This window comes from Staphylococcus sp. Marseille-Q5304, assembly GCF_943737015.1.
Classification (GTDB): domain Bacteria; phylum Bacillota; class Bacilli; order Staphylococcales; family Staphylococcaceae; genus Staphylococcus; species Staphylococcus hsinchuensis.
Window position 1 is genome coordinate 597,360 of sequence record NZ_CALSFP010000001.1, and the last position, 17,117, is coordinate 614,476.

At 32.8% G+C, this 17,117-nt stretch carries 18 protein-coding genes; 11 read left to right on the forward strand and 7 right to left on the reverse strand.

Annotation, left to right across the window (positions count from 1 at the left end; translation table 11 throughout):
• Window positions 1-141: 141 nt before the first annotated feature.
• Genes pmtR through pmtD form a run of 5 tightly spaced genes read left to right on the forward strand, consistent with a single transcriptional unit; the run spans window position 142 to window position 3,706 of the window.
• A complete protein-coding gene (gene pmtR, locus NGI30_RS02945; protein ID WP_251518377.1) occupies window positions 142-522 on the forward strand; it encodes a PSM export ABC transporter transcriptional regulator PmtR in 381 nt (126 codons plus the stop codon).
• A complete protein-coding gene (gene pmtA, locus NGI30_RS02950) occupies window positions 519-1,424 on the forward strand; it encodes a phenol-soluble modulin export ABC transporter ATP-binding protein PmtA (protein ID WP_251518379.1) in 906 nt (301 codons plus the stop codon). Before pmtR ends, pmtA begins: the two co-directional genes overlap by 4 nt.
• The gene (pmtB, locus tag NGI30_RS02955) at window positions 1,421-2,089 is read left to right on the forward strand and encodes a phenol-soluble modulin export ABC transporter permease subunit PmtB (protein ID WP_251942676.1); all 669 of its coding nucleotides are present in this window, start codon (window positions 1,421-1,423) and stop codon (window positions 2,087-2,089) included. Before pmtA ends, pmtB begins: the two co-directional genes overlap by 4 nt.
• Before the next feature lie 13 nt (window positions 2,090-2,102).
• Window positions 2,103-2,975, forward strand: coding sequence for a phenol-soluble modulin export ABC transporter ATP-binding protein PmtC (gene pmtC / locus NGI30_RS02960; RefSeq protein ID WP_251518383.1), 873 nt, complete (start codon window positions 2,103-2,105; stop codon window positions 2,973-2,975).
• Entirely contained in the window at window positions 2,975-3,706 is a 732-nt protein-coding gene (gene pmtD / locus NGI30_RS02965) for a phenol-soluble modulin export ABC transporter permease subunit PmtD (RefSeq protein ID WP_251518385.1), read from the forward strand. Before pmtC ends, pmtD begins: the two co-directional genes overlap by 1 nt.
• Before the next feature lie 66 nt (window positions 3,707-3,772).
• On the opposite strand, the gene NGI30_RS02970 is transcribed toward pmtD, so the two are convergent.
• Window positions 3,773-4,333 carry a thioredoxin family protein gene (locus NGI30_RS02970; RefSeq protein ID WP_251518387.1) on the reverse strand — a complete coding sequence of 187 codons (561 nt, stop codon included), beginning with the start codon at window positions 4,331-4,333 and terminating at the stop codon, window positions 3,773-3,775.
• A gap of 230 nt (window positions 4,334-4,563) precedes the next feature.
• On the opposite strand from NGI30_RS02970, the gene NGI30_RS02975 reads away from it, so the two are divergent.
• Window positions 4,564-5,139, forward strand: coding sequence for an HAAS signaling domain-containing protein (locus tag NGI30_RS02975; protein ID WP_251942678.1), 576 nt, complete (start codon window positions 4,564-4,566; stop codon window positions 5,137-5,139).
• The gene (locus tag NGI30_RS02980; RefSeq protein ID WP_251942680.1) at window positions 5,136-5,990 is read left to right on the forward strand and encodes a DUF4097 family beta strand repeat-containing protein; all 855 of its coding nucleotides are present in this window, start codon (window positions 5,136-5,138) and stop codon (window positions 5,988-5,990) included. Before NGI30_RS02975 ends, NGI30_RS02980 begins: the two co-directional genes overlap by 4 nt.
• Window positions 5,991-6,088: 98 nt before the next feature.
• Here NGI30_RS02980 and NGI30_RS02985 read toward each other — a convergent pair whose 3' ends face one another.
• Window positions 6,089-7,132: a C45 family autoproteolytic acyltransferase/hydrolase gene (locus tag NGI30_RS02985; RefSeq protein ID WP_251518393.1), complete on the reverse strand. Its 1,044-nt coding sequence runs from the start codon at window positions 7,130-7,132 to the stop codon at window positions 6,089-6,091.
• Window positions 7,133-7,743: 611 nt separating this feature from the next.
• On the opposite strand from NGI30_RS02985, the gene NGI30_RS02990 reads away from it, so the two are divergent.
• Complete coding sequence (locus NGI30_RS02990; RefSeq protein WP_251518395.1) at window positions 7,744-7,914, forward strand: hypothetical protein; 171 nt, start codon at window positions 7,744-7,746, stop codon at window positions 7,912-7,914.
• Between the two features lie 405 nt (window positions 7,915-8,319).
• On the opposite strand, the gene NGI30_RS02995 is transcribed toward NGI30_RS02990, so the two are convergent.
• Complete coding sequence (locus NGI30_RS02995; RefSeq protein ID WP_251518397.1) at window positions 8,320-8,745, reverse strand: YolD-like family protein; 426 nt, start codon at window positions 8,743-8,745, stop codon at window positions 8,320-8,322.
• A 399-nt stretch (window positions 8,746-9,144) separates the two neighbouring features.
• Here NGI30_RS02995 and pglS point away from each other — a divergent pair, with 399 nt between their 5' ends.
• Window positions 9,145-10,182, forward strand: a complete 1,038-nt coding sequence (gene pglS / locus NGI30_RS03000; protein WP_251942682.1) for a 6-phosphogluconolactonase — start codon at window positions 9,145-9,147, stop codon at window positions 10,180-10,182.
• Between the two features lie 72 nt (window positions 10,183-10,254).
• Here the strand turns inward: pglS and NGI30_RS03005 are convergent, their stop codons facing one another.
• The 3 genes from NGI30_RS03005 to NGI30_RS03015 form a co-directional block, all read right to left on the reverse strand.
• Window positions 10,255-11,634, reverse strand: a complete 1,380-nt coding sequence (locus NGI30_RS03005; protein ID WP_251942684.1) for an aldehyde dehydrogenase — start codon at window positions 11,632-11,634, stop codon at window positions 10,255-10,257.
• 155 nt (window positions 11,635-11,789) lie between these two features.
• Window positions 11,790-12,716: a manganese-dependent inorganic pyrophosphatase gene (locus NGI30_RS03010; protein WP_251518403.1), complete on the reverse strand. Its 927-nt coding sequence runs from the start codon at window positions 12,714-12,716 to the stop codon at window positions 11,790-11,792.
• Window positions 12,717-12,771: 55 nt separating this feature from the next.
• Window positions 12,772-13,323, reverse strand: a complete 552-nt coding sequence (locus NGI30_RS03015; RefSeq protein WP_251518405.1) for a cysteine hydrolase family protein — start codon at window positions 13,321-13,323, stop codon at window positions 12,772-12,774.
• Window positions 13,324-13,456: 133 nt separating this feature from the next.
• On the opposite strand from NGI30_RS03015, the gene NGI30_RS03020 reads away from it, so the two are divergent.
• Window positions 13,457-14,551 (forward strand): glycosyl hydrolase family 28-related protein, encoded by a 1,095-nt coding sequence (locus NGI30_RS03020; protein ID WP_251519068.1) that lies wholly within the window; start codon window positions 13,457-13,459, stop codon window positions 14,549-14,551.
• Between the two features lie 96 nt (window positions 14,552-14,647).
• The gene (locus NGI30_RS03025) at window positions 14,648-16,207 is read left to right on the forward strand and encodes an SLC13 family permease (protein ID WP_251518407.1); all 1,560 of its coding nucleotides are present in this window, start codon (window positions 14,648-14,650) and stop codon (window positions 16,205-16,207) included.
• 80 nt (window positions 16,208-16,287) lie between these two features.
• Here NGI30_RS03025 and NGI30_RS03030 read toward each other — a convergent pair whose 3' ends face one another.
• Window positions 16,288-17,091 (reverse strand): prephenate dehydratase, encoded by an 804-nt coding sequence (locus tag NGI30_RS03030; RefSeq protein ID WP_251942685.1) that lies wholly within the window; start codon window positions 17,089-17,091, stop codon window positions 16,288-16,290.
• Window positions 17,092-17,117 lie beyond the last annotated feature (26 nt).

The following is a 17,117-nucleotide window of genomic DNA, read 5'->3' on the forward strand; positions in this document are numbered from 1 at the left end:
ACTGTATATATACTATATATACAGTTGTATGATATTCCCCTAAAGAAAAATGCGATTATCTCAATTATTTTTACAAATACCCTTTACAAAACAGTGTATATTGTATATATTGTGTATATACAGTTGTAAGGGAGGACGTTAATGAAGATACTTTTAAAGAATAATAGTGAACGACCCATATACGAACAAATCAAACAACAAATTAAAGAAAACATTTTAAAAGGTTATGTTGCACCTGGTGAACACTTACCATCTATGCGCGAATTAGCTGAGGATTTAAGTGTCAGCGTAATTACAACTAAAAGAGCTTACGAGGATTTAGAAAAAGATGGATTTGTTTTTACCATTAGAGGAAAGGGTACTTTCGTAAAGGAACAAGATAGTTCTATTTTAAAGGAAAAACAATTTATAGTTATTGAATCATTAGCGAAATCGATGACGAAAGAAGCAAAAACAATAGGCATGCCATTATCCGAACTGCAAGAAATACTAGCTATGATATTTGAGGAGGATAACGAATGAACGCAATCGAACTTAACGATGTAAGTTATCAATTCAAGAAGTTCTCCCTCAAGGATATTAGTTTTAGCGTACCCCAAGGTTACGTAACAGGATTTATCGGATCTAATGGTGTGGGTAAAACAACGTTAATTAGATTGATTATGGATTTGATAGAACCGGATGGTGGAGAAATCAATATCTTTAATCAAAGAATGAAAGAGAATCCTTTAGAAATAAAGAATAAAATAGGTTTTGTATACTCCGATTTATATCTTAATGACAAATGGACAATAAAACAAATTGAATCCTATATTGCACCTTTTTATAAGAAGTGGGATCACACAGTTTTTGCTAATTATCTGGAGAAATTTAACCTGCCGTACAAAGGAAAAATAAAAACTTTCTCAACAGGAATGTTGATGAAATTATCTATTGCGATTGCTTTTAGTCATGAGGCAGAGTTATTTATTTTAGATGAACCTACTTCTGGTTTGGATCCAATTGTTAGAAACGAAGTATTAGAAATAATTCAAAAAGAACTTATTGATGAAAATAAAACAGTCTTTATTTCTACACATATCATTTCAGATTTAGAAAAGATAGCTGATTATCTTGTTTATATTAAAGAAGGAGAAGTCGTCTTAAATTCATATATAGATGATATAATAAGTAAATTTAAAATCGTTAAAGGTGATGCAGAGCACATAGACAGTGAGCTGAAAGATTTAATGAACTACGTTGAATATAATCGTACTGGCTATGTAGCACTTACCGAATATGCAAATGTATTTAAAGAATTGTTCGGTAATCAAGTTACTATCACTGAACCGTCAATTGAAGATCTAATGGTCTATCTTGAAAAAGGTGAATATAATCATTCAGATTCTGGTGGAATGATTGATCAACAGGAGGACATTAGATGAAAAATTTACTTATTCGAAATATAAAATTACGTAAGTGGACGATTTTAATTTACGCGATATTACTTATACTTTCTCCTTTGCATCTAATTATTAGCAACGATACGATCTTTACTAAAGTTAGTTATTCTTGTGTTGCTATGCTGTTGTTGTTTATCTCACTCAAAGATTCAGGTCATGCCTTCCGTTTTTATAGTAAACTTGGTCATCGTCGTGCTTATGATTTCTTTGGAAGTTTACCCGTTTCTAAGAAAGATTTGCTTAATGCTAATTATATAACTGTTTTAGTGTTTACATTAGTTGGTGCTGGTATCTTATCTTTATATAACATGCCAGATTCTAATTTAGCCGACAGTGATGTGAACTTTAATTATACAATTCCAATCTCCTATATGACGATTAACTTTTTTGCGATTCCAATTGCATTTAAGCAATTCATCGAACGAAAGGCAGAACGCATTTCTTTCTTAGTTTACTTATTGTTTATGTTTATATTAGTACCATTTGCTGTTGCTTTCAGCATAATTGGTATTACGTTGTTGTTTCAAATTGATTTTTCTTTTTTAAATAAATGTGAATGGTTGTTGAATTATGGTTTGCTAGTATTGAGTATTATATTTTTCGTAATTAATTATTTTATGCAGATTAAAAAATTAAAATCACACTAAAGGGGGCACATATATGCAATTAAAAGATATTACAAAGACGTACGGTAGTAACAACGTATTGGACCATATTAATTTTGACTTTGATAAAAGTCGCATCGTTGGTCTAATTGGTAAAAATGGTGTCGGAAAGACAACATTAATGAAAGTTATGAATGGTAATATCGTAAATTTCAAAGGTGACGTAAAAGTAAAAGCTAAACAAAATATAGGGTATCTTATTGAAAACCCTAAGTTATATGGTAACAAATCAGGTTTGTATAACTTAAAATTATTTGCAAATGTATTAGGTGAAGGGTTTGATAAAGAGTACTCAAATCATATTATTGATGCATTTGGTATGAGACCTTACATTAATAAAAAAGTAAAAAAATATTCAATGGGTATGAAACAAAAGTTAGCGATTGCTGTTTCATTAATGAATAAACCTAAATACTTAATTTTAGATGAACCAACTAATGGAATGGACCCAGATGGTTCAATCGATGTACTTAAAACAATTGAACAACTTGTAAAAGATTTAGATATGAAAATTTTAATCTCAAGCCACAAACTTGAAGATATTGAATTAATTTGTGACCGTGCCATCTTTTTAAGTGACGGAAACTTTGTACAAGATGTCAATATGGCAGAGGGTGCACCTACTGATTCTACAATTCTTATTCTTCCGAAAGAACATTTTGATAAAAGTTTAGATTACTTGAAAAAGAACTTTGAAATTGTTCAATCAGAAAAGAGCAGCAAAGAAATTATCCTAAAAGGTCAAAAGAACTATCAGAAGTTACTTAAAGGGTTAGCAAGTATTGATGTGTTCCCTGAATTTATTGAAACACGTAAGAGCTCGTTACGTGATACTTACTTCAATATTAATCAGAAAGGTGGCAAATAATGAATAGTTTACAACTTGTAAAATATGATATGTATAGCATCTTAAGAAGTCCATTAACGTATTTAGCACTAATTTTAGTTTTGGTTCCAATCATTACTTTTACAATATTAGCAAATCAAAATAATCATGAAGTAGATGGTAATACAGTTTTAACTGCTGGCAGCTGGTTCTTCTCAATTATGGGGTTACTGTTCGTTATTAAGACAATCACACGTGATATTTCGAATGGTACAATTCAACTTTACATGAATAAGAAATCTAGTCGTATTGGATATATTGTTGCAAAAACAATTTCTATGATTTTAATTGCGATTTTAATTACAGTTTTACTTATAATTTTTGTTCTAATTGTACAAGGTGTGGTTGATGGTAAAACTGTAAAAGCTGATAAGTTCTTTAACTTACTTTGGTTCTTTATTATGTTCCATTTATTCTTTGGATTACTATTATATCTTTTCTCATTATTTGTACCTAAAGCAGCTGTAATCTTTACAGTTGGTATATTCTTAATATTAGTTGTGCCATTCGCTGAACCATTTTTACCAATGATTCCAAAAATTGGCGATAACATCAAAGATTCTTTAAAATACATTCCATTCAGTTATCTAACTACTAAGACAACTGAAAGAGGAAATTATACATTCACACATTGGCAATGGTTTATCACTAGTGCTTCAATTGTAATACTATTTATTGCAAGTCTCTTATATGGAGCTAAAAAAGATATTTAATACGAATCAAAACCGGCAAAGTATCAACACTTTGCCGGTTTTTTTGTTTAACGTATGATTTAATGTTTATTTAGTTATCAGTTTATCTAATATAGAATCATAGACATGTTGCCACATTTGTGAATCGGTCTTGAAGCGGTTGCTAATAATTGTATGCGTTTCAGCAACTTTATCTTCATAGTTAGGATTGTCTTTTTCTGGTAAGGCTTCTCGAGTTTGTTCTACGAAATGTTGCGCTTGTCTTGCGCGTGGTCCCCATACCGTTTCTTGTTCAAATTGATCATTTAAAAATACAAAAATAGGTATAGAACGAGCTGTTCCATTTGTTAAATATTGGTCTATTAAATTCGTGTCCTCATCACGATGGAAGACACGAACGTCAAAATTTAGTGATTCGCTAATATGCTTTAAGATCGGCACATTCATCATTGCATCCCCACACCAATCTTCTGTTATAACCAAAACTTTACTATAATTTAAACGCTTTATTTGATCTAAACGTTCATCTTGTTCTGGGACTGTAAAAGAGTTATAAATAGTTAATAATCCCTCTTTATTTTGAGTCATAGCTTCGATATATTGCTCTAGTGGCTGACTTTTTTTGAAATATGTTTCGAGATTTGTCATAGTATCTCCACCCCTTTTATTTTATTAAAAATGATTATAACAATCTTCAAATCAAAAAGTAAATTTTTATACGTTATCGTACGTGAATAAATCAGTTTTCAAGTTTTAACGTGAAAGTGATTAATTCATATGCTATATTAAAAAGTAATGTAACATAACAATATGAAATTGTTTCATTCTAAGATGTCTTAAAAGCTGAGCGAACATGATGACAAGATTATTACTCTAGAATGGCGGTAGATATTTTGGATAAAATTACGTTTTTGAATGAACTTGAGCAAGAGTTAGATGGCCTCGCTAGAATAGAAAGAGACAAAGTAATGTTTGAGTATGAAGATTACTTTTTTGAAGAGGAAAGTAAAGGGAGAAATGAGTATCAAATCATCGGTGCGTTGGATTCACCCAAACAGATAGGGAAAGAGATTTTAGCAAAACGTGCAATTGCTTCAGCTGAATCACGACCAAATGCAAAGACAATTATCCGCGCAATTATGGCTTCTTTGGGCATGGGTATCATTTCTGTTTTACTGATTTTGGTACCTACTATTTTTTTAGGTTTCGGGATGTTTATACTGTTATTATTCTCCTTGTTTTTAATATTAAGTCCAATTTTATTAGTTATAAATGGGTTGGTGTCACATAATTTGAGTTTTGCATTAAGTAACTATTTATTTGCAATTTCCTATACAGGACTAGGCATCGTCTTGTTTGTATTTATTGCTAATCTAGCACATTTCGTATATAGGCTGATATTAAAATACCTTCGTTGGAACATTAAAACAATTAGAGGAAGGGCAGTCGGATGAAGAAGTTATTTATTAGTGGTTTAATTATTTTCGTTGTATGTTTCGTTCTCGCAAGTGTAATGTGGTTTGGCTTTGAACGACAAAATAATAAATTAAATACTGCACATAAATCTTTTCCAAATGACAAAATTAATGGACTTCATATCTCTAGTCAAAACAGTTTCGTCGAAGTTAAACGTGGCAAGCAATTTTCAGTATCATATAAGGGGCAAAAGAAATTAAATGTTCAAAACCATAATGGGACGCTCTATATTAAAGAACAAAGAAATAGTGAGGACCATTATGGGTTAAACTTTAACCCACTTAGAAAGATTAAAGAACACTTAGTTGTTACAGTGCCTGACAAGAAATTAAAACAATTTGATTTAAAAAGTAAAAGAAATAGAGTAGAAGTGAATCAACTTGATGTCGAAAAAGCAAAAATAAACATGGCTTATGAAGGAATCGTTAAGGTTGGATTAAATCGTTCTAACGTGGATAAATTATTTTATCGTGGTAAGAATTCACCAGTAACTTTAACGAAAGATAAAATTGCGAATGCTAATATTAAAAGTAGTAACGCCCATATTAACGCTGAAGAGTCACTCATTGAAAAATCAGTTTTATTAGTGACACGAGATAAAGATATTCATTTAGATAAAATGGATATTAATTCAAACTTTAAAGCATCTTCAGAAAATGGAGATATAATTATGTCATATAATAGAAAGCCTGAAAATGTATTACTCAAATTAAACCCATCTGATGGTAAATCAAAAGTTTTCAACAGCAGCTTTAATGATGACAAAGTAGGCAAAGGTGATAATGTTTTAGAAATGTATACAGAAAAAGGAAATATTCAAATAAATTAGTGGTTCCCGTTTATCATTAAAGAAGCATCTCGAAGTTAGACAAGTAGCTTCGGGATGCTTTTTTACTTAGTGCGTACATGAGTAAATGTCGAGCCTTATTAGTATGAAGCGAAAGTTAAATTAGTATCGATTGAACCTTTAAAAGATTTAATTTCTAATGTTTCACCTTGTAACCATTTACTAAAATCAATTTTAGAAGGTGATTGATTTTCCCCTAATGTGAAATAGACAATTCTTTTTTTAGGCTCATACAAACTTGTGTGGATCGTACCTGACCAACTTTTGAATAACTTACTATATATTTCATACTCTGGATTGTTGAACAATTCGAATGCTTCCATTTTATCCATAGATGAATTCGGAGTTTGTTGGATAAGTCTCGATAATCTTTCTGTTGATTCTTTAGTGTAATTGCGATTTTCGTGTGTTAATAATTCAAAGTGGTTTGTACATGTACGGTCATATCTTACGTCAATATTACGTGGTGTGACTTCAACAATAGCATGATTCAAATTTGCATCCATTACGATATAACTAAATGAGCTTCTGTGTGGTATTTCTTTAAGTAATTGGATAGCTTCAGAGACATTTTTACAGTTCTGTAATATCAATCGCCCAATCATATAACATACAAAGCCGTCTCCAGGTTTCTTACGATGCATAAAGTTATAGCCCATCGTTAAGCCATGTTCATTCATGCCATCCATTCTTCCTGTGACACGAGATGTAGGGCCTATTTGAGCATATCCTCCATCATTTGGTTGAAATAATAAAAAGCGTCCATCATATGTAGCAGGATGATAATCATAATTACGAACCATATAGTCATTGCCTAAAAATATTGTACACCCACTATTTTTTAGTTTTGTGAAGCGGTAATGTCCGAAATTGAGTATCATTTGGCTAGTTGGTAGTTGAAGAACTTCTTGCATTCCTTTTATTTCTTCCCATATTTGGGGTGCATACATTTGGAAAATATCGTATGTTTCTTTAATGTGAATGTCAAAACGTGGCATGCGTTTGCGCCATTCTTTTTCTCTATTTTTTAATAAAGCTGTTTGTTTGAGCCATTGACCCGTTTGCACACCTAAATCAAAATGAGACCCACGATGTGTTAAAATATCTGATTTAACTTGTTGCATTATTTAAAAACTCCTCATTTAATTCATCTTACAATTTTGTTATATCATTGTAACTCTAGCTTAATTGTATTATACATCATTATTGGTTAGTATAAATGTAACAACAGGGAATGACGAATAAATTTGGTTAGAGGGGTGAATTTAATGTTTAATTCAGTTAGAGATGCAATTTCAGTATGGTGGGGTAATTAAAGCTCAGCGTATAGTACTTGACTTACATTAAGGATCGAACAAAAATGTTGAATAAGTATAACATCAACTTTCATATTACGATGTATAAGGGATAGTTGGGGTGATTTCTATGTTGTATATAGGTAGAAATTATCCCAGCTTTTTTGTGGTATAAAATAATTTCTTTGTTGATTATATTTTGCAATTTAAAGGTAAATATCAGTTATTTATCTTAGATATTTGAATTAGGGCAAGACTTTCTGATAACATCGATTATAATCACTACATATTAAAGTATTAGTAAATATATTATAAGTAGATGTGACTTCATCTATTTTATGTTAAATGCACAGTTGCACAGTGGGTATATATTTATTGATGCTTGCAAATATGCTATTATTTAATATAGATGTGTTAATAATTTATTGAGGTGAAACAGAATGTGGAATTTTATTAAAGGTTTATTTAAATTTGTAATGGGTACAATCCTTACTTTATCTCTATTAGCGGGAATCGGTGTAGTAGCATTCGCTTATATCTTTAAAAAAGACTTTGAAGATATTGAAAACAAAACTAAAGAAATTGTTTCAGATATTGAGGCAAACAACTAAAAAAGATTATAGCGTAATGATACGTTGTATAAGCTATAGTCAAAGAATTTCTATATGAAAAGGGCAGAACAACAGCAACTCAAAAAAGTTGGTGGTTTCTGTCCTTTTTTATGTTTCACAAATAAACAACATACAAGAAGATGTAAATTGTTTGATAGCAATAGTCATGGCATCATTAGATGGTGAAATGAGGAAATAGGATGATAACACGATGAGTCTGAGACAAAAATAGGTGTCTCAGACTCTTTATCAACTTGGCAATAGATGTCTGAATTGAAAATGCGCTTAGAACAAGCTTTTTTTAATCCTAGTCATCCTTGCCGGGGTGGGACTACGAAATCTCTATTAGAAAATTCGATTTCTGTCCCGCTCCCATTTTTATGTTTGGAATAAGGGCGATGTAAGTTAATGCTCGATTTGAGCAATACGTGTAATATCTAATAATGATAACTTGACCGTTTGAGGATTAGTTTGTGTATGACCTTCAATGAATAATTGTAAGGTGTCGATGCGTGAGATTTCTAAGGTGATTGTTTCTATCCAACCGTCGTTGAAAAATTCAACTTGAACTGGACGATTGTGATGTAACGCTTGATGAAGCTGACAATTGAGCTCATTTAATTGATCGTCTGATAATAATGGACGTTCGACTTTATTTTGATCGTGCATATATTGTTTAATTGTTTCAAATTGTTCGGGTAAAGTAGCGAACGGTTGCCATTTAATTTTGCCACGACCATGAGGAATACGTGGATTTAAATATTGTCTTGGAACCTTTCTGTAATCAGTCTCGTATTTATACGGATCAGGAGCATCTGGGTTTATAATCATCTAATCACCTCAAATCAATAATAGAACATTTGTTCGATTTTATCAAGTGGTAAAGGCGGAAACAAAAATAGTTTTCTCAGCACCTTTGTCAATTCGTGGGACAGAAATCAAATCTCTGTTAGAAATTTGATTTCTGTCCCACGACCACTAAAATGAAACAAGATATACTCAAAGTAAATAAGTGATACTTAAATTAAATAGACGAAATTCGGGAATATGAAAGCATCAAGTACTATGTATTTCATTTATGCATGCTTGGAAAGTATTAATTTTACAAATCGATAAAAACATAGATAATATAAGTAAGGATAGTTAAATAACTCAAAGAGACTTCACACTTATTACTAAAGTAATGGGTGAGTATGAATAAAATCATTCTATTATATTGGAGGAGTTAGTATGACGACAATCGGATATATCGGCTCGTATACAAAGAAAGACGGTAAAGGGGTGTATCGTTTTCAACTTGATGAAAATTCAGGGAAAATAACAGAAGTTGAAACAGGCTATGAACTTGAAGCTTCAACATATGTAACGCAACATCAATCATATTTATATGCGATTACCCGTGAAGGTGACGACTGTGGAATAGCAAGCTTTGAAATTCAACAAGATGGGCAGTTAACTTTAATTAATAAATGTTTAGCTTCCACAAAGGGGACAGGATGTTATATCAGTGTGTCACCAGATGGCAAATATGTCTTTGAAGCGATTTACGGGGCAGGATTGGCTAGAATTTATAAAGCAAATCCAGAAACTGGAGAAGTTGAACACTTAATACAAGAAATAGCACATGACTATACTATAGGACCAAAGGAACGCCAAGATCAAGCACATGTCCATTATTTAGATGTGACGCCAGATGAAAGATATGTGATTGCTATGGATCTAGGTACAGATAAAGCTGTGACTTATAAATTTGGTGATGAAGGTTTAACAGAATATGAAGTTTATGACTTTGAACAGGGAGACGGGCCACGACATATTACATTTCATGGTAACGGCAAGTTTGGATATGTTGTACATGAGTTATCAAATATGATTAGCGTTGTTGAATATAATGACGGTAAGATTAAAGAGTTAGAACGTCATTCTACAATCCCTGAAAACTTTAATGATGAAACGAAATTAGCAGGTGTTAGACTATCCCAAGATCAAAAATATGTTTATGTAAGTAACCGCGGTCATGATAGTTTAGCGATATTTAAAGTGAGTGAAACAGGAGCTTCAATTTCTGCGGTTGATATTGTTTCAAGCGGCGGTGTCTTTCCACGTGATTTCAATATTACGCCTTCTAACGATTATCTTGTATGTGCACACCAAGAAGGTGATTCTATTATAACTGTGTTTAAACGTGACAGCGTTACAGGATTGCTTGAAAAGGTAGATGATCACCAAACTGCAGCGGAAGGTGTTTGTGTGCAATTTTTAAAATAATAATATAAAAAACGCCATGCACTTATGCGCTTGGCGTTTTTTAGTTTAACGCGTATATAAACGTCGATGCTTTCAATTATTATAGAATTTCTTGATATATTTGAATTTCCCTTTATAAGGAGGGAACAATAAGCTTGATTCTAGACGAGTTGTTTTAAAAATATATGATTTATCATGGCTAAATGTATTGAAACTATATTTTCCGTGATAATGTCCAATGCCAGAGCCACCGACACCGCCAAATGGTAAGTTTGAATTAGCTAAATGCATCATTGTGTCATTGATGGCACCACCACCGAATGAAATTTCATTTAACACGCGTTCTGTTGCATTTTCATCTTCACTAAAGAGATACAGTGCTAATGGTTTAGGAAGTTTACGGATGGATTCAACAGCTTCATCGAATTCATCATACGTAATGATTGGAAGTACTGGACCGAATATTTCGTCTTCCATAATTTTAGAGTCGAACGTAATTCCATCAAGTAAAGTTGGAACGACATACAATTCATCTTCATCCGTTTCTCCACCAAGAATGATATCTGATTCATGTAATTGTAATAAGTGTTTCAATCTATCAAAGTGTCTTTGATTAACAATTCGTCCGAAATCTGGACTATCTTTCACTGATTTACCATAAAATTCTTTCAACGTTTGTTTCATGCCTTCGACCAATTGATCTTTTACTTTTCGTTGAACAAGAACGTAATCTGGAGCTACACATGTCTGACCCGCGTTTGCAAATTTACCGAAACTAATACGTTCACTAGCAACTTTAATATTCGCTGTATCATCCACAATAACAGGTGATTTACCGCCAAGTTCAAGTGTGACAGGCACTAAATTTTGGCTAGCAGCTTGATAGACAATCTTACCGACTTGTTTACTACCTGTAAAGAAGATGTAATCGAAAGGCATGTGAATTAATGATTGCGTTGTATTCGCATCACCCTGACAAACAGTAATATATTCTGGTGGACATGCATCTTCAATGATTTGTTGTATCACTTCTGAAACATTAGGTGTATATTCAGAAGGTTTAAGTATCACTGTATTACCTGCAGCTATTGCACCGATTAATGGTTCGAACAATAACTGGAAAGGATAATTATATGGACCGATAATCAATACAGTTCCATAAGGCTCTTTCATAATGTAACTTTTCGTAGGGAACATAAATATCGGAGTATTAACTTGTTTCACTTTAGTCCAATTTTTAAGTTCTTTCCTCGCTGCTTTGATATTTCTTAAAGTAAAACCTATTTCTGCTGCATACGCTTCAACTTTATTTTTGCCTAAGTCTTTTTGAAAGGCAGTTAATAAATCGTCCTCGTGATTACGAATACTTTTACTTAATTGCTTTAATTGTTTTTTTCTGAATTTAACATTTTTAGTTTCATGTGTATTGAAAAATTGTTTACATTGATCAAACCTTTGTTTTAAATCGTCCAATGATATCCTCCTAGTCTGACATACATAAATGTTGTCAAATTGATAAAAATGGAGTGGGACAGAAATCTAAAGTATTCGCAAGATTTCAATATCCCACCCCGGCAAGGGTGACTAGTTAGTCGTGACTATACGTTTGCTAGAGATGTAGTGAATAATTAACTTAAAGCATCTGTAATTTGTGGTACGACTTGTTTCTTTCTTGATACTACGCCTGGTAAGAAAGCAGTGCCGTTATCAAGTTCCACATCAAATGCTTGACCGACTTTATCTTTTTCTGATCCAACTGCTAAGATCTTAGAGTTACTGTTTAAAATGTCAGTAACAACGAGTACAAATAAGTCGTATTTTTCTTCTGCACTTGCAGTTAACATTTCTTTTTCAAGTTCTTCTTTACGTTCGAATACTTCATCGATGTCAACTGCGTTAACTTGTGCGATGCGTGTAGTGTTGTCGCCCATGTTGAATGATTTCGCATCCATTGTAATTAATTCTGAAGCGGATTTATCAGTTGTAGATGCGCCTGCTTTTAAGAAATCTAAACCGTATTGTTCTAAATCCACTTTGGCAATTGATTTTAAAGCTTCTGCGGCTTCCACATCTTCATCTGTACAAGTTGGTGATTTGAATAATAAAGTATCTGAAATAATTGCAGAAATCATTAATCCAGCGATTTCAGGAGAAATTTCAAAACCACGTTCTTTGTACATTTTATATAAAATTGTAGCTGTACAACCAACTGGTTCTGCACGGTAATAAAGAGGTGCAGCTGTTTCAAAGTTAGCAATTCTATGATGGTCAACGACATGTTGAATTTCAGCATCTGCAATAGAATCTGCACTTTGTTGGAATTCGTTATGGTCAACTAAGATAACTTTTTGATCGCTTAAATTATCTGATAGCAATTCAGGTGCATCGATTTTAAAATAATCTAACGCAAACTGAGTTTCAGCACCTACTTCTCCTAATCGATAAGGTGTTGCTTCAGTGTTACCTGTTTGCTTTTCAAAATCAGCCATAATAATCGCAGATGAAATTGCATCTGTATCAGGATTTTTATGTCCGAAAATATATGTTTTAGCCATGTAATCATTCTCCTAACCAATATTTTTAATTACATTTTAGCATGTTCAAGTGTCTTTATTCTACTTCGGCACCTAAAGAATTTTTAAAATGATCAAGTGCCCAATCATGCCCAACCGGATTGAAACTTGCAACGCCTTTAACTGGAATCGTTAAATGGTAGCCTAAATTATAAGCAGTTACTGCAGTGTGTAATATACAAATGTCAGTACATACACCTACAATTTCTAAGTGAGTAATACCACGTTCGCGTAACATGATATCTAATGGTGTGCCATGGAAAGAATCGTAGCGTGTCTTATCAAGATAATGTACGTAATCATTAAATAGAATGTTTTGATAAATATCGTTTACTTTACCGTAAAGTTCTCTACCTAATGTGCCAATAATATTGTGAGGTGGGAATAACTTACTTTCTGGGTGGAACTGGTTTTCTTCGTAATGCAAATCCATCATAAAGAAGATATCGTTTTTTTCTTTATTGTATGCTTCTATACGTTCAACAATATAACTTTCAATTTTTTGACCTGGTTCACCACAAGTTAATTTGCCGTTATCTGCGACGAAATCATTGGAATAGTCGACGATAATCAGTGCACTTTTCTTCATTTGTATAAAACACTCCCGTATTCAAGTTTGTAGTCATTATAAACTATATCATTAAAACTATAAAGGTTGTGCTACGGGTTTAAAAAATAGTTTAAACGTTAATATATAAATATTAATTTTTGAAAGGATTTCAATTATGATAAATGCTAAAGAATTTGGATTAAAAGGCAAAAATAAAAGAGCTGATACCCGTGCGTTACAACGTGCTTTGAATTATGCAAAAAAACATGGAAATACTGAAATATATATTCCAGCAGGTGAATACCATATTCGTAAAGCGCTCGTCATATATGCGCGTACATCGCTTATACTTGATGACAACGCAGTGCTTAAACGTTGTGGTAAAGATGCGTTGTTAAAGAATGGAACGAAGCTCAAACGTTATTACGGTTACGATGGAAATGGTCATATTCGAATCAGTGGTGGTACATTTGATATGAATGGTGAAGCATATCCATATAACAATACAGCGATGAGTATTGGCCATGCACGTGAAATAGAGATTAGAAACGTTACGTTTAAAGATATAGTAGGTGGGCATGCAATAGACGCATGCGGTTTAAATGGTTTATATATGGGTGGTTGTCAGTTTTTAGGATTTAACAACCCTCAAGGAGATCGTAGCTTTTCTGAAGCGATTCAAATTGATTTACAAGTTAAAGGAGCATTTCCGAAATTTGGTGCAGCTGATGGCACAATTACTAAAAATGTAATTATTGAGCATTGTTATTTTGGAAATTCTGACACACCGACAATGCAACCATGGAATCGTGCAATAGGATCACATGCGAGTCGTTTTAATCAGTTTTACGATAATATCCACATTCGTCATAATACTTTTGAGGGTATGGGATATTATGCGTTAACTCCTTTGAAATCAACAAATATGTATATATACGATAATCACTTTATTAATTGTAATGGTGGTATTCGATATTTAGCAGTTAAAGAAGGGAAGAACGCACGCGATTTAAAAGGTAAAGAACGTTCAACCCAAGCAGGTAAACATTTGTACATTTATAATAATGATTTTGAAGGTCATATGAAGAAAGATGCAGTTCATATACAAAGTTATAATTGCGTAAAGCATCAAGATATTGTCATTGCCGATAATCATTTTAATGATGAATCACAAAGTTTATTTTTAAATAATATTCAAGGGCTCGTGTTGGATGTTCCTGACAACACTAAAATCAAAGCCACTCAACTTATAAATATAAATGAATAAATAATGAAAGCGCTTAAATATAATATTTCCTTTTAAGATATTTGTGTTATAATTAAATAATATTTAGAATATTCACAAAATTTGTGGGGGGATATTATGTTAAATCTAGAAAAAGGGGACTCTAGAGCAGCGCATTATTTAACTTTCTTTTCTAAACAGCAAAAGAAACCGTCATATAATTTGGGACAGTTGATTGGACTCATATTAGGGCCATTGTTATTTGTATTAACATTATTGTTTGTACATCCACATGGTTTACCTAGTAAGGGTGTTTTTGTTTTAGCGATTACTTTATGGATAGCTACTTGGTGGATTACAGAAGCTATTCCAATTGCGGCCACAAGTTTTTTACCTTTGATTTTATTACCTATCGGTCATGTGTTGAATCCTGATGAGGTATCAGCGAAATATGGTAACGATATTATATTTTTATTTTTAGGTGGCTTTATACTAGCTATAGCCATGGAAAGATGGAATTTGCATACGAGAGTGGCATTAACCATTATTAGTTATTTAGGTACAAGTACTGGGAAGATTTTATTAGGATTTATGGTTGCTACAGCATTTTTATCTATGTTTGTTTCGAACACTGCAGCAGTCATGATTATGATTCCAATTGGGTTAGCAATTATTAAAGAGGCAAACGAACTAAGAGAAGAGAATGTCAGCTCAAGCAGTTTGAAGAAATTTGAACAATCACTGGTTCTGGCAATTGGATATGCTGGAACAATAGGAGGGCTCGGTACACTTATCGGGACACCGCCTTTAATTATCTTGAAAGGACAATTTCAATCTACTTTCGGCCAAGAAATAAGTTTCGCAAAATGGATGATTATAGGTGTACCAACCGTCATTTTACTGTTAGGGCTAGTATGGTTCTACATACGATTTATCGCATTTAAACATGATATGAAATCATTGCCAGGTGGCCAAGATCTCATTAAGGAAAAATTAAACGAACTAGGCAAAATGAAATATGAAGAAAAAGTTGTTCAAGCAGTTTTCATTTTAGCTAGTTTATTATGGATTAGCAGAGAATTCTTGCTCAAAAATTGGAGTGTAACATCCGAAGTTGCAGATGGAACCATTGCGATGTTTATCTCAGTATTATTATTTTTAATTCCAGCTAAAAACAAAGAAAAACATAAACGTATTATTGATTGGGAAGTGGCTAAAGATCTACCATGGGGCGTACTCATCTTATTTGGTGGAGGTTTAGCTTTAGCTGAAGGAATTTCAAAGAGTGGTTTAGCAAAATGGTTAGGTGAACAGCTTAAATTAATCGATGGGGTTAGCCCAATTATTATCGTGATTGTTATTACGATCTTTGTATTGTTCTTAACTGAAATTACTTCTAATACAGCAACGGCAACTATGATATTGCCTATATTAGCTACTTTGTCTGTAGCGGTACAAGTGCACCCATTATTATTAATGGTGCCTGCAGCAATGGCAGCGAACTGTGCATATATGTTACCCGTAGGTACACCACCTAATGCGATTGTCTTTGGTACAGGACGTATTTCTATTAAAAAAATGGCAACCGTTGGATTCTGGGTTAATATACTTAGCGTAATTATCATCGTGCTCATCGTTTATTTCTTAGTACCACCTGTATTAGGTATCGACGTTACAAAACCATTACCATTGAAATAATTAAATATAAAAATAGACTGGCTAATAACGTTTTTATTAGCCAGTTTTTTATGCAGGGATTCGTTATATTTCGCTCTGTATTAATTGATTCGTTTAAACGAACCGATAATTGTTACTTCAAAATCTAAAGTGTGTAAAATAGTCATAATCTTTTTAAGTTCATCATTCATAGGTGTATCGGCTTGCACGAAGAAATGATACATACCTAATTTTGTTTTAAGAGGTCGTGATTCAATCCACGAAAGGTTGATATTAAACATAGCGAATGTATTTAATATGCTTGCAAGTAAACCAGCTTTGTCCTGTTTCGGTGTGATTAAGAGCATCGTATCGGTTGCTAAGTTGCTATATTCGGGTTGGTTACTCACGACTAAGAAACGTGTTGTATTGTGTGGATAGTCTTGTATGTTTTTGGCAAGTGGTTTGTAACCATAGGGTTCTCCACTACCTAATGGTGCAATAGCACCGATATTTTCAGTAATCTTTTCCAGACTAGCAATCGTGCTATCTACGTAGTCATAAGTGTATTGATTTTTTTGAATGAAATGACTTGTTTGACTGATAGCAGGTGCTATGGAATAAACTTGTGCAATATCACTTGGATGGACATGGTCTAATCCATAAAGCGCGAATTGAATATTTAAATGTATCTCTCCATGTGCAAAAATATTTTGCTGCGTTAGCGCATCAGCGACAATATTGATAGTCCCTTCGATTGAATTTTCAATAGGGACGACTGCAATACTTTTGTCGTCGTTAGATACAGCATTGACCACTTCATAGAGGTTGGATTTCGAGACGTAATTTACTTCATTTTCTGATTTGTATTGTTGTGCTGCTAAATATGAGAAAGTGCTTTTTGGACCTAAATAGTATAATTTCATAGCGTGTGACTCCTTGAGTGATGAGT